We start from the raw sequence: 13,462 nt of genomic DNA, 5'->3' as shown, positions 1-13,462 counted from the left end.
AGAGCTCGCTTTTTTTATGTCTTACGCTGGTGGTTTATGCTTTACGCTCTAGTAACACGCCAGCTTCCATGTGATGCGTATAAGGGAATTGGTCAAACAACGCAAAGCGTGTCACGTTGTGGGTTTCGCATAGAATGTCCAAGTTCTCTTTCAGTGTTTCTGGATTGCAAGAGATGTACATGATGCGCTCGTAACCTTGCACCATCTTACAAGTGTCGACATCCATACCCGAGCGTGGTGGATCCACAAAGATGGTGTTGCAGTTGTAGCTCTTCAAATCTACCCCCGCATCCTGTAGGCGACGGAATTCACGTTTGCCTTCGATCGCTTGGGTAAACTCTTCAGCCGATAGGCGTAGAATTTGTACGTTATCAATCTCGTTCGCAGCAATGTTGTATTGTGCAGAAACCACAGATGGCTTGGCTAGCTCAGTGGCTAGAACACGGTCGAAGTTTTGTGCCAGTGCGAGCGAGAAGTTGCCGTTACCACAGTAAAGCTCAAGGAGGTCACCCGTGCTCTCTTGCGTACAGTCAACTGCCCATTCCAGCATTTTCTCCGCTACTTTGCCGTTTGGCTGCGTGAAGCTGTTTTCAACTTGCTGGTAAACATAGCTTTGGCCATTCACGTCTAGCTTCTCGATCACGTAGTCGCGGTCGAGTACGATTTTCATTTTACGTGCACGTCCGATGATATTTAGGTTGAAGCCTTCATCATTTAGACGTTGCTTCAGTGCTTTTGCGTTTTCAATCCATTCATCATCAAGCTGACGGTGGTAAAGCAAAGAAACCAGAACCTCACCACTCAACGTCGATAGGAAATCCACTTGGAACAACTTGCGGCGTAGCGATTCGTTGTCTTTCATTGCTTCAACCAATAGTGGCATTAAATCGTTGATCAGACGACTTGCCGCAGGGAATTGGTCAACGCGGTATTTTTCACGAGTTTCTTGGTCGAACATGATGTAGTAAAGATCTTCACCCTCATGCCAAACGCGGAACTCAGCACGCATACGGTAGTGCTGCTCTGGGGATTCAAACACTTCAAGTTCTGGCACGTTGTATGGCGCGAACATATCTGTCAAACGTTCGACTTTTTCAGCCAATTGTTCTTGGTAGCGTTGTGGGTTTACATCAAGAGTAGCCATGATCTTACCTTTTATGGTGCATTCAATTTGAGAGCGCAGATTTTATTCAATCTCAACAGTATGTCCAGTTTTGTACCTCAATTGATTTAAAGATAGTGTGCTTTGCGTCGGTAGATCGAGAAATGAACGAGAGTATAAGTCATTTGATGGGGATTCTTGGCTGGACAAATAATCAATAGCTTAATAGTATTTGCCCGAGCTGGTGCTATCTAGCAATCTAGATGGCTGAAATGGGAATCTGGTGAAAATCCAGAACTGACGCGCAGCGGTAAAAGAGAACGAACGCTCATCAGACACTGCATTAGTTTATGTGGGAAGTCGAGTAATTAGGTGGTGTAAGCCTTGCTCTTGAGTCCGAATACCTGCCAGCACCCGAGTCATAGCATTGGACTACTTATCAGTAGGGCTCGGTAGGAACTACGCGATTTAGGATAACATAATGAGAAAAACCTTTCTTGCGATCACATGTGCATCGCTGCTTTCACCTACCTTTTATTTACACGCTCAAGAAGTTTCCGCAGATGAAACCGTTGTGGTGACGGCCAACCGCTTCAAGCAAATTGATGGTGCAGTTCTTGCACAAACCGTAACGGTAACAAAAGAAGACATTAAACGCCTTCAAGCAAATAGCTTGTTTGATGTGTTCCGCACACTACCGAGTGTTGAAGTTGCCCAGTACGGTGGGCGTGGTCAATCCGCATCCATCTACGTTCGAGGTGGCAGCTCATCTCAAGTACTCGTTTTGGTTGATGGGGTTCGTATGCCTCGTGCAATCATGGGTGGTATCGACTTTAACCAATTTCCAATCAACTCTATCGAACGTATCGACTACATTCGTGGTGCACGTGCCTCTATCTATGGTTCAGAAGCGATCTCTGGTGTAATCAACATTATTACTCGTGCCGCTATTGAAGACGATTCCAGTCGAGTGTCTGCAGGTTACGGCTCAAATAACCATAAAAAAGGCACGTTTGTTGTCTCTAAACCGGTCGGTGAAGGAAAACACTTTAAAGGCGTTCTAGGCTACGAGAAAACCGATGGTTTCAATGTGAAACCGTTGCCGGGGGTGAATGATGGCGATGAGCACGGCTTTGAAACGCTCAACCTAAAACTAGGCTACCAACAAAACTTTTCTGACAACTTATCTGGTTACGTTGGGGTGAGTGCTTACAACAATGAGTACGATTACGATAACAGTAACTATGGTAACCCTACATGGGGAACAGTCGATAAGCATGAAAAGAAAACCGGTGAAGTAGAGTATGTCGGCGCCGATCTATCGTTGGAGTACAACAAAGACGTTTACTCATCAGAATTGAAACTGGCTTACGGCCAACAAGACAACTATGACCATAAATCAGGTCAAAGCAAATCAACCGGCGATCACGTTGCCATTGAACAGTTCAATGCGATTTGGTTGAACTCGTACAGCGTAAACGAAGAGTTGAGCGTTGGTGGTGGCTTGGACTACCGCACAGAAAAGCTCGCTAAGGGCTACATTGCACCAAGTGATTGGGGACCTTCCCAGAGTTACGATCCAGAAAAGAACCCAAGAACCAACTTTGGTATAAGCGCCATTGCTCAATACGCTTATGACGTATGGACGTTAGAAGCAAGTGTACGTAATGACGACAACAACCAGTTTGGTAACAACACCACGTGGCAAACTGCTGCGGGTTGGACGTTTTACCAAGGTTATGAATTGACGCTGAGTCATGGTACCGCCTTCCGTGCACCGAGCTTTGTTGATTTGTATTACCCTGGCTATGAAATGCCAAACCTAAAACCAGAAGAGTCAGAAAATACTGAGCTGTCGCTATCGGGAGCTGTCTCAATTGTTGATTGGACGGTGACGGGTTACTACAACCAAATTGAAAACATGCTGATCTGGGAAGGTGCAGGCATGCAAAATGTCGGTGAAGCAGAGATCAAAGGTGTCGAACTAGAGGTGAAATTCGATACAGATATTGTTTCTCACGAGTTCTACTTAGACTACAAAGATCCCGTTGATAAATCTGGCGCAGAAGATACACAACTCGCTTACCGCTCCAAGCGTGGTGCTAAGTGGAATGCTTACGCGACGTTTGGCCAATGGACGTTGGGCTCGCAGTATCTTTACCAAGGTGAACGCTTTAATGGCAACATCAGACTGCCTAGCTACAGCCTATGGAACTTTACTGCTTCTTACGCTGTAAACCCAAGCTGGGATATTAATGCGAAGCTAAGTAACGCTTTCGATAAAGACTACGAGATGTACTCAGGTTACGCGACCCCTGGCCGTCAGTACTTTGTCTCGGCAGACTACCGCTTTTAATCAAGCCAAGCGAGACCGCCACATCGGCGGTCTTTCTTATTGTGAATAAAGAAGCTGGTGGAAATAGGTAACGAGGAAAGTTAATGACAAAAGCAAAACGTGTCGTGATCAGCTGGTCGAGTGGAAAAGACTCCACGCTAACGTTAGAGCGACTAAACGAAAACCCGCACTATAAAATCGTTGGCCTCTACACCACTTATGTGGATAAAGAAGTGCCTTTCCAAGCAACGCCGCTAGAGGTTGTGCAAATGCAGGCGGATTTACTTGGTCTTCCGCTCATTCCTATTGAACTGCCTGAAGTCTTCCCGAGTAACGACATTTATCAATCGACTATCGTGAATGCACTACAAAGTAGTGGGCTGAATGTAGAAGCCGTCGCGTTTGGTGATATGTTTTGCAATGGTATTGCTGATTATCGACGCAGCTATATTGAACCTGCTGGTTGGGAATGCGTATTCCCATTACTGGGGGAAGAAAGCAGAACATTAGCATTTGAAATTGTCGAACGTGGTATTCAAGCCATGCTGATTACCACCGATGGAGACGTGTTGCAGCCCGAGTGGTGTGGACGTTGGTATGACAAAGCGCTGATTGAGTCATTGCCCGGTCATATTGATCCCTGCGGAGAAGATGGCGAATTCCATACATTGGTGACATCAACCCCATCATTTCAAGGATATATAGAATTGACTAAGCTTGAAGTGGAAATAGGGGAGCGATTCAGTCATCAAAGATACCAAGCCAAAGCATTGCCAAAACAAATCTAACCAGTATGATCGCCGAGTCTCTAATTTGCAGGTAAGACTCGTGCGAACATCAAGTAAGAAAAAAGTCCTAGTGTTTGACTCCGGTGTCGGAGGGCTATCGGTCTTCCAAGAAATCCACCGACTTCTACCACATATGGATTACTTGTATCTGTTCGATAACGAAGCTTACCCATATGGCGAACTTGACCAAGATGTGCTGATCACTCGCGTTAATAAGCTAGTGGCTGCGTTGGTCGAAGAGCATCAAGCCGACATCGTCGTCATCGCCTGCAATACCGCAAGTACCATAGTGCTACCGTCACTGCGCGCGAAGCTATCCATTCCGGTTGTTGGTGTGGTGCCTGCGATCAAGCCCGCCTCGTTACTCGCTTCTCAAGGTGTAGGACTCATTGCTACGCCTGCGACCGTGACTCGTCAATATACCCATGAACTGATCCGTGACTTTGCTCAAGGCAAACCTGTCGAGCTATTAGGTTCCACTCGCTTAGTGGACATGGCCGAAGAAAAGTTGCGTGGCGAAAGTATTTCTATTCCAGAGCTCGAAAGCATTCTTCTACCACTGCGTAATAAAGTCGATGTGGCTGTATTGGGGTGTACGCATTTTCCTTTAATAAAAGAAGAGATTCATCAGGCTCTTGGTGGTGAAGTAACATTAGTTGATTCTGGCGAAGCCATTGCTCGTCGAGTGAAAGCATTACTGCTCAGCGATATGAAGGAAGAGAGTAAAGAGGAAGGGAGTAAGAAGATTTATGCCAGTGCACCTCCTTGGCAAGAAGATGCACTGAATACTTGTTTGGCTAGGTTAGGATTTAATCCTGTTCAAGTTTACCGCCATCCGGATGTTTAGGGTCATTAGCAATGCGAACTTTTAGTGTTCGGTCCATGTATTCCTTTTCATTGAGTTCTGTGATGGCTGGTTCTGCATCTGTAGCCGCCATGACGACAAAACCGAATCCTCTCCTTTTTCCTGTTCGTTTATCTTTCATTAATCGCACTGCGTAGACTTGTCCATATTCAGCAAAGAGATCACGAACGTGACTCTCGTTTGCTTTATATGGCAGATTTCCAACATAGAGCGTTTTTGTTGACGGTTCAGAATCCGTAGATTGAATAACAGGTGCTTTGCTTGAAAGTGAAAAGAGAAAAGCGGTCGCGATAACACCGATAATGAAGCTCAAGGCGGGAGAAATAGCTATTTGAGAGAATATGACTCCCCCAATGACAGCTAAACCAGCACATAAGATAAGATTTTTTTTAGACATCATTTGAATACTACATATAGAGAATAAGAAAATAGTCTGCCTATTAACAAAATAGACACATGAATCTTACGTATATGGTTGGTGTTTTTCCAACCAATTGCTGTGATGCGTCTCAAATGTGACGAAGAAATATGCAGATATATGGCATTTGATGGATAAGTGACCGCTTGAACGGTTTTTTTTAAATAAGGCTTGCGCTAATTTCTCAGTTCCCTATACTGCGCATCCACCGACACGGAGTGAGACGAAAGTCACACAGCGAGTTGGGGTTAGAGAAAAAAGAAGTTTGAAAAAACACTTGACTCTCAAATTGGAAAGCGTAAAGTACGCATCCCTAACGACGAGGCGCTGAAGCGGCAAGTTAGTTAGAAAGCTCTTTAAAAATAAGAACCTATCAATCTGTGTGGGCACTCGTTGATGATAATCCAAATTAGAAGCTTCGGCTTCAAATTAGATTTCAATGAAACGAAGTGACCATTGAATCGAAAGATTCAGCACAGTCAATTCAAACATTACTATGTAATGTTCAGTATTCATTGAGTCGAACAAAATCTTAAATTGAAGAGTTTGATCATGGCTCAGATTGAACGCTGGCGGCAGGCCTAACACATGCAAGTCGAGCGGCAGCGACAACATTGAATCTTCGGAGGATTTGTTGGGCGGCGAGCGGCGGACGGGTGAGTAATGCCTAGGAAATTGCCCTGATGTGGGGGATAACCATTGGAAACGATGGCTAATACCGCATGATGCCTACGGGCCAAAGAGGGGGACCTTCGGGCCTCTCGCGTCAGGATATGCCTAGGTGGGATTAGCTAGTTGGTGAGGTAAGGGCTCACCAAGGCGACGATCCCTAGCTGGTCTGAGAGGATGATCAGCCACACTGGAACTGAGACACGGTCCAGACTCCTACGGGAGGCAGCAGTGGGGAATATTGCACAATGGGCGCAAGCCTGATGCAGCCATGCCGCGTGTGTGAAGAAGGCCTTCGGGTTGTAAAGCACTTTCAGTAGGGAGGAAGGTTCATGCGTTAATAGCGTATGGATTTGACGTTACCTACAGAAGAAGCACCGGCTAACTCCGTGCCAGCAGCCGCGGTAATACGGAGGGTGCGAGCGTTAATCGGAATTACTGGGCGTAAAGCGCATGCAGGTGGTTTGTTAAGTCAGATGTGAAAGCCCGGGGCTCAACCTCGGAATTGCATTTGAAACTGGCAGACTAGAGTACTGTAGAGGGGGGTAGAATTTCAGGTGTAGCGGTGAAATGCGTAGAGATCTGAAGGAATACCGGTGGCGAAGGCGGCCCCCTGGACAGATACTGACACTCAGATGCGAAAGCGTGGGGAGCAAACAGGATTAGATACCCTGGTAGTCCACGCCGTAAACGATGTCTACTTGGAGGTTGTGGCCTTGAGCCGTGGCTTTCGGAGCTAACGCGTTAAGTAGACCGCCTGGGGAGTACGGTCGCAAGATTAAAACTCAAATGAATTGACGGGGGCCCGCACAAGCGGTGGAGCATGTGGTTTAATTCGATGCAACGCGAAGAACCTTACCTACTCTTGACATCCAGAGAAGCCAGTAGAGATACAGGTGTGCCTTCGGGAGCTCTGAGACAGGTGCTGCATGGCTGTCGTCAGCTCGTGTTGTGAAATGTTGGGTTAAGTCCCGCAACGAGCGCAACCCTTATCCTTGTTTGCCAGCGAGTAATGTCGGGAACTCCAGGGAGACTGCCGGTGATAAACCGGAGGAAGGTGGGGACGACGTCAAGTCATCATGGCCCTTACGAGTAGGGCTACACACGTGCTACAATGGCGCATACAGAGGGCAGCCAACTTGCGAAAGTGAGCGAATCCCAAAAAGTGCGTCGTAGTCCGGATTGGAGTCTGCAACTCGACTCCATGAAGTCGGAATCGCTAGTAATCGTGGATCAGAATGCCACGGTGAATACGTTCCCGGGCCTTGTACACACCGCCCGTCACACCATGGGAGTGGGCTGCAAAAGAAGTAGGTAGTTTAACCTTCGGGAGGACGCTTACCACTTTGTGGTTCATGACTGGGGTGAAGTCGTAACAAGGTAGCGCTAGGGGAACCTGGCGCTGGATCACCTCCTTATACGAAACGGATAGTTTGCTTTCACTTTTTAAAAGTGAAGACAAATGAGTCTCGATGAGTGTCCACACAGATTGATGGTTTTGAAGCGAAAGCTTCGAGCTATTATTGCTCTTTAACAATTTGGAAAGCTGACAAAACAAATCTTGTCTTAAATAGATAAGCATTTGTTTGTAAAGTTCTCAAAGTATTCATTTCGATGAATACACAAAAACACATTCAAGTGTTCTTGGGTTTTGCGAAAGCAAAACATATTTGAGTCCGGCAAAATCGATAGCTATCTCGCTCATTCAAATAATGAGATAGCAACTTTGGTTGTTTAAACAACAAACTCAAGATTTCTTCTGAAACTCTTTGGGGTTGTATGGTTAAGTGACTAAGCGTACACGGTGGATGCCTTGGCAGTCAGAGGCGATGAAAGACGTAGTAACTTGCGATAAGCCCAGATTAGGTAGTAACAACCATTTGAGTCTGGGATTTCTGAATGGGGAAACCCACTAGCATAAGCTAGTATCATTAACTGAATTCATAGGTTAATGAGGCGAACCGGGGGAACTGAAACATCTAAGTACCCCGAGGAAAAGAAATCAACCGAGATTCCGAAAGTAGCGGCGAGCGAAATTGGACTAGCCCTTAAGCTTTATATGCGTTAGACGAACGGTCTGGAAAGTCCGGCGATACAGGGTGATAGCCCCGTAGTCGACAACGCACATTCAGTGAAATCGAGTAGGGCGGGACACGTGATATCCTGTCTGAATATGGGGGGACCATCCTCCAAGGCTAAATACTACTGACTGACCGATAGTGAACCAGTACCGTGAGGGAAAGGCGAAAAGAACCCCTGTGAGGGGAGTGAAATAGAACCTGAAACCGTGTACGTACAAGCAGTAGGAGCAGGCATTGCGTCCTGTGACTGCGTACCTTTTGTATAATGGGTCAGCGACTTATATTCAGTGGCAAGGTTAACCATCTAGGGGAGCCGTAGGGAAACCGAGTCTTAACTGGGCGTTCAGTCTCTGGATATAGACCCGAAACCAGGTGATCTAGCCATGGGCAGGTTGAAGATTGAGTAACATCAATTGGAGGACCGAACCGACTAATGTTGAAAAATTAGCGGATGACTTGTGGCTAGGGGTGAAAGGCCAATCAAACCTGGAGATAGCTGGTTCTCCCCGAAAGCTATTTAGGTAGCGCCTCGGACGAATACTACTGGGGGTAGAGCACTGTTAAGGCTAGGGGGTCATCCCGACTTACCAACCCTTTGCAAACTCCGAATACCAGTAAGTACTATCCGGGAGACACACGGCGGGTGCTAACGTCCGTCGTGGAGAGGGAAACAACCCAGACCGCCAGCTAAGGTCCCAAATTATTACTAAGTGGGAAACGATGTGGGAAGGCTCAGACAGCCAGGATGTTGGCTTAGAAGCAGCCATCATTTAAAGAAAGCGTAATAGCTCACTGGTCGAGTCGGCCTGCGCGGAAGATGTAACGGGGCTAAGTAATAAACCGAAGCTGCGGCAATGAAGTTTACTTCATTGGGTAGGGGAGCGTTCTGTAAGCCGTTGAAGGTGTGTTGTAAAGCATGCTGGAGGTATCAGAAGTGCGAATGCTGACATGAGTAACGATAAAGGGGGTGAAAAACCTCCTCGCCGGAAGACCAAGGGTTCCTGTCCAACGTTAATCGGGGCAGGGTAAGTCGACCCCTAAGGCGAGGCCGAAAGGCGTAGTCGATGGGAAACGGGTTAATATTCCCGTACTTCTTACAATTGCGATGGGGGGACGGAGAAGGCTAGGTGGGCCTGGCGACGGTTGTCCAGGTTCAAGTGCGTAGGCTTAAGAGTTAGGTAAATCCGGCTCTTTCTAAGGCTGAGACACGACGTCGAGCTACTACGGTAGTGAAGTCATTGATGCCATGCTTCCAGGAAAAGCCTCTAAGCTTCAGATTGTAAGGAATCGTACCCCAAACCGACACAGGTGGTCGGGTAGAGAATACCAAGGCGCTTGAGAGAACTCGGGTGAAGGAACTAGGCAAAATGGTACCGTAACTTCGGGAGAAGGTACGCTCTTGATGGTGAAGTCCCTTGCGGATGGAGCTGACGAGAGTCGCAGATACCAGGTGGCTGCAACTGTTTATTAAAAACACAGCACTGTGCAAAATCGTAAGATGACGTATACGGTGTGACGCCTGCCCGGTGCCGGAAGGTTAATTGATGGGGTTAGACTTCGGTCGAAGCTCTTGATCGAAGCCCCGGTAAACGGCGGCCGTAACTATAACGGTCCTAAGGTAGCGAAATTCCTTGTCGGGTAAGTTCCGACCTGCACGAATGGCGTAATGATGGCCACGCTGTCTCCACCCGAGACTCAGTGAAATTGAAATCGCTGTGAAGATGCAGTGTACCCGCGGCTAGACGGAAAGACCCCGTGAACCTTTACTACAGCTTGGCACTGAACATTGACCCTACATGTGTAGGATAGGTGGGAGGCTTTGAAGCAGGTACGCTAGTATCTGTGGAGCCGTCCTTGAAATACCACCCTTGTAGTGTTGATGTTCTAACGTCGACCCCTTATCGGGGTTGCGGACAGTGCCTGGTGGGTAGTTTGACTGGGGCGGTCTCCTCCCAAAGAGTAACGGAGGAGCACGAAGGTGGGCTAATCACGGTTGGACATCGTGAGGTTAGTGCAATGGCATAAGCCCGCTTGACTGCGAGAATGACAATTCGAGCAGGTGCGAAAGCAGGTCATAGTGATCCGGTGGTTCTGAATGGAAGGGCCATCGCTCAACGGATAAAAGGTACTCCGGGGATAACAGGCTGATACCGCCCAAGAGTTCATATCGACGGCGGTGTTTGGCACCTCGATGTCGGCTCATCACATCCTGGGGCTGAAGTCGGTCCCAAGGGTATGGCTGTTCGCCATTTAAAGTGGTACGCGAGCTGGGTTTAGAACGTCGTGAGACAGTTCGGTCCCTATCTGCCGTGGGCGTTGGAGAATTGAAAGGGGCTGCTCCTAGTACGAGAGGACCGGAGTGGACGAACCTCTGGTGTTCGGGTTGTGTCGCCAGACGCATTGCCCGGTAGCTAAGTTCGGAATCGATAACCGCTGAAAGCATCTAAGCGGGAAGCGAGCCTTGAGATGAGTTCTCCCTGATACTTTAAGTATCCTAAAGGGTTGTCGGAGACTACGACGTTGATAGGTCAGGTGTGTAAGTGCTGTGAGGCATTGAGCTAACTGATACTAATTGCCCGTGAGGCTTAACCATACAACACCCAAAGGGTTTTGATGGACTCAAAGCAAGAACAAGACTTGATTGTGTAGAGAACACAGAAACAGCTTTCCAGATTAAAGAATTTGCTTGGCGACCATAGCATTTTGGACCCACCTGATTTCCATTCCGAACTCAGAAGTGAAACGAAATAGCGCCGATGGTAGTGTGGGGCTTCCCCATGTGAGAGTAGGACATCGCCAGGCTTTAAATTTAAGGTAAACGCGTTGAACGGCGATTACCGGATAGAGAGAAATCTCTGTCACCGTGTGGAGCGGTAGTTCAGTTGGTTAGAATACCGGCCTGTCACGCCGGGGGTCGCGGGTTCGAGTCCCGTCCGCTCCGCCATTTATTCAGACAACCTTGCTATAGGCAGGGTTTTGTCGAATCTACAATATGTAGAACATTTAGGGGTGTAGCTCCAATTGGCAGAGCAGCGGATTCCAAATCCGCGTGTTGGGAGTTCGAATCTCTCCACCCCTGCCATCTTCAAAGCCTCAGCAGAAATGCTGGGGCTTTTTTGCATTTAAAAATATCTATTCAAGCCCCAATCGATAGAATTCTAGTCTCTTAGATATACCCACATCGTGCGAGAGCGATAAGCTATACATCGTCTTTCTTAATGCTAAAAAACCTCTCCAGGTGCGTTATGGAACGTAATATTGCGCCATTTCCTTATGGGTAGAAAAAAGCCCAACGCGGTGGTTGGGCTTTAAGTGAAAGGGCTACACAGAGGTTATAGAATGCGTTTTAGAACGCCATCCGCTTTGATTCGGGTAATTTTACGAACCAACTTCTGAACTTCAACCGGGTAGTTCTCTACTTTTTCTAGTTGTTTATAGGTACAAACTAACTGCGTGTGCTTGAGAATGTTTTCTACTTCTAGGTCAAATTTATCAGTAAGCTTTGCGTAATGGTCTTGTACTAGTAGGCCATTTTCTAAGTCTAGCGACCATGCTCGAGGGTTTAGGTTGTTGCCTGTGAGCAACATGTAACGCTTATCAACCCAAATTCCTTTTAGGTGGAAACTGTTATTATCGTGCTTCCATAAATGAATCGAAAGCCTGCGCGCAGCAATATTAGCTTCATTGGCTTTGGCAAAGCGTCTTAAGTTAAGCTCATACAGGTATGGCAAGCCCCCGATAGTTTTAAACTCATCTTCAGGGGATATATAGAAATCATTAGCCGTTTTATCACCGACAACGATTGTCACTTTTACGCCTCTTTTCATTGCTCTTTTTACTTCACGATTGATCGCTTTTGGGAAGTTAAAGTAAGGCGTACAGATGAAAATCTCGTTTTGAGCGGCAGCAAGTAGGTTAACAATTTTTTGGTTTAGAATGTTTCTACGTTTTCCTAGACCAACGAGAGGCGTGATATTGATTTTATCTTCACCTGCATCTTCTGGCTCAAACTGATAATTGGCAGAAGCAAGAGAAGAACGAAACTGACGAATCGCAACTTTAATTTCTTTAGTTTCGGGTTTGTCTTTGTCCGCTAAATCATTTACTGCTGGGTGGGAAATCATTTCATCTTGAATGAAATTGATCATAGAGTCGGCAAGTGTTTGGTGCTGAATCACATGATAGCGGTCAAAGCGATAGCGATCATGGTATTGCAGGTATACGTTGTTTAGACTGGCACCGCTGTAAATTACAGTGTCATCAACGATAAAACCTTTTAGGTGAAGTACGCCAAAAACCTCTCTACCTCGTACAGGAATGCCGTACACAGGGATAGGGTGTTGGTATTTTTGGGCAAATGCATTATACAGCGCGGAGTTTCCCTCGGATGACTCTGCTCCAATCAAACCACGCTGAGCTCGGTGCCAATCTACACAGATATTGATGTCTAACCCAGGGTTACGCTGTTTTGCTTCGTAAAGAGCAGTTAGAACTTCACGCCCAGCTTCATCATCTTCCAGATATAGTGCGACTAGGTAAATTCGTGACGTTGCTTTGCTGATCGCATCAAGAAGACGAGTTCTGAAAGTGTCTGCTGAATGCAGAACTTTGAAGTCTTCGGGATTTACAGCAAGACTCGGCAACTGCTCGAATGGATTCCTACTTACTATCATATCGGTGTGAGTACCTTAATTAAGTGCAATATTGCGAACCTGACATTTTATCAAAGATATGATTTATCTGGCTACAAATCCGCGTGCATTGGGGGCTTTAGAGCAATGAATTGCATCGGAATGAGATCTTTGCCGCTCTCGGAGTAGCGCAAAAAGGCCATTTTTAATGAGTTTGGCAAATTGTCACATGCAATGCTTTGGAAGCTAAATTGAGAGTAGTAGTTTTCCAAGTGTGCAAATGCAAAGCAGTAGTCTCCATCTGTAAATACAAAGTTTTCACAATGATGCAGAAGTGCGTGGCCGACGCCGCTACCTCGATATTCTGGTATGACTAACATTCCCGTCAACAGACGAGACTGCTCAACCGTTTTCATCCGGAGTAGAGCAATGATGCTCGTCCCGATATTGGCGGTGATGATTAACTCATCGCGTTTAGCTCTGCCTGCTGGGTAGTGGGCTTTATATAGTCTCTTAACGAGAGGGAGCTTAATGGGATTTAACACTTCTATGATTAATGAGCTTTGTAATGTC

General features: G+C 46.7%; 7 protein-coding genes, 2 tRNA genes, 3 rRNA genes and 1 riboswitch. Of the genes, 8 read left to right on the top strand and 4 right to left on the bottom strand.

Features of this window, described 5'->3' with window-relative positions; translation table 11 throughout:
* Window positions 1–34: 34 nt before the first annotated feature.
* Window positions 35–1,144 (bottom strand): tRNA (uridine(54)-C5)-methyltransferase TrmA, encoded by a 1,110-nt coding sequence (trmA, locus tag VA249_RS13935; RefSeq protein WP_221068321.1) that lies wholly within the window; start codon window positions 1,142–1,144, stop codon window positions 35–37.
* Between the two features lie 183 nt (window positions 1,145–1,327).
* Window positions 1,328–1,528: riboswitch (cobalamin riboswitch) on the top strand.
* A gap of 55 nt (window positions 1,529–1,583) precedes the next feature.
* Between trmA and VA249_RS13930 the strand changes: the two genes are divergently transcribed.
* The 3 genes from VA249_RS13930 to murI all read left to right on the top strand — a co-directional run bounded on the left by VA249_RS13930 (window position 1,584) and on the right by murI (window position 5,072).
* Window positions 1,584–3,458 (top strand): TonB-dependent receptor domain-containing protein, encoded by a 1,875-nt coding sequence (locus VA249_RS13930; RefSeq protein ID WP_221068320.1) that lies wholly within the window; start codon window positions 1,584–1,586, stop codon window positions 3,456–3,458.
* 83 nt (window positions 3,459–3,541) lie between these two features.
* Window positions 3,542–4,225, top strand: coding sequence for an adenine nucleotide alpha hydrolase (locus tag VA249_RS13925; protein WP_221068317.1), 684 nt, complete (start codon window positions 3,542–3,544; stop codon window positions 4,223–4,225).
* Window positions 4,226–4,265: 40 nt separating this feature from the next.
* Window positions 4,266–5,072: a glutamate racemase gene (murI, locus tag VA249_RS13920; RefSeq protein ID WP_221068316.1), complete on the top strand. Its 807-nt coding sequence runs from the start codon at window positions 4,266–4,268 to the stop codon at window positions 5,070–5,072.
* Here murI and VA249_RS13915 read toward each other — a convergent pair.
* Complete coding sequence (locus VA249_RS13915; RefSeq protein ID WP_221068314.1) at window positions 5,035–5,490, bottom strand: RNA recognition motif domain-containing protein; 456 nt, start codon at window positions 5,488–5,490, stop codon at window positions 5,035–5,037. The genes murI and VA249_RS13915 overlap by 38 nt on opposite strands.
* 552 nt (window positions 5,491–6,042) lie before the next feature.
* On the opposite strand from VA249_RS13915, the gene VA249_RS13910 reads away from it, so the two are divergent.
* The 5 genes from VA249_RS13910 (at window position 6,043) to VA249_RS13890 (ending at window position 11,340) form a co-directional block, all read left to right on the top strand.
* Window positions 6,043–7,595 (top strand): 16S ribosomal RNA (locus VA249_RS13910).
* A 363-nt stretch (window positions 7,596–7,958) separates the two neighbouring features.
* Window positions 7,959–10,851 (top strand): 23S ribosomal RNA (locus VA249_RS13905).
* A gap of 92 nt (window positions 10,852–10,943) precedes the next feature.
* Window positions 10,944–11,060: ribosomal RNA gene (gene rrf / locus VA249_RS13900) — 5S ribosomal RNA — on the top strand.
* Together the 16S, 23S and 5S rRNA genes with 2 tRNA genes alongside form the textbook arrangement of a ribosomal RNA operon.
* A gap of 65 nt (window positions 11,061–11,125) precedes the next feature.
* Window positions 11,126–11,202: transfer RNA gene (locus VA249_RS13895), tRNA-Asp, on the top strand.
* Window positions 11,203–11,263: 61 nt separating this feature from the next.
* Window positions 11,264–11,340: transfer RNA gene (locus tag VA249_RS13890), tRNA-Trp, on the top strand.
* A 250-nt stretch (window positions 11,341–11,590) separates the two neighbouring features.
* On the opposite strand, the gene pssA is transcribed toward VA249_RS13890, so the two are convergent.
* Both pssA and VA249_RS13880 read right to left on the bottom strand, forming a co-directional pair.
* Window positions 11,591–12,931 carry a CDP-diacylglycerol--serine O-phosphatidyltransferase gene (gene pssA, locus VA249_RS13885; RefSeq protein ID WP_221068313.1) on the bottom strand — a complete coding sequence of 447 codons (1,341 nt, stop codon included), beginning with the start codon at window positions 12,929–12,931 and terminating at the stop codon, window positions 11,591–11,593.
* Between the two features lie 71 nt (window positions 12,932–13,002).
* On the bottom strand, window positions 13,003–13,434 hold the full coding sequence (locus VA249_RS13880) for a GNAT family N-acetyltransferase (RefSeq protein WP_221069958.1): 432 nt from the start codon (window positions 13,432–13,434) through the stop codon (window positions 13,003–13,005).
* Window positions 13,435–13,462 lie beyond the last annotated feature (28 nt).

The sequence above is a fragment of the Vibrio alfacsensis genome (genome assembly GCF_019670485.1).
Taxonomy (GTDB): Bacteria; Pseudomonadota; Gammaproteobacteria; order Enterobacterales; family Vibrionaceae; genus Vibrio; species Vibrio alfacsensis.
This window is presented reverse-complemented; position numbering and strand designations above follow the sequence as displayed.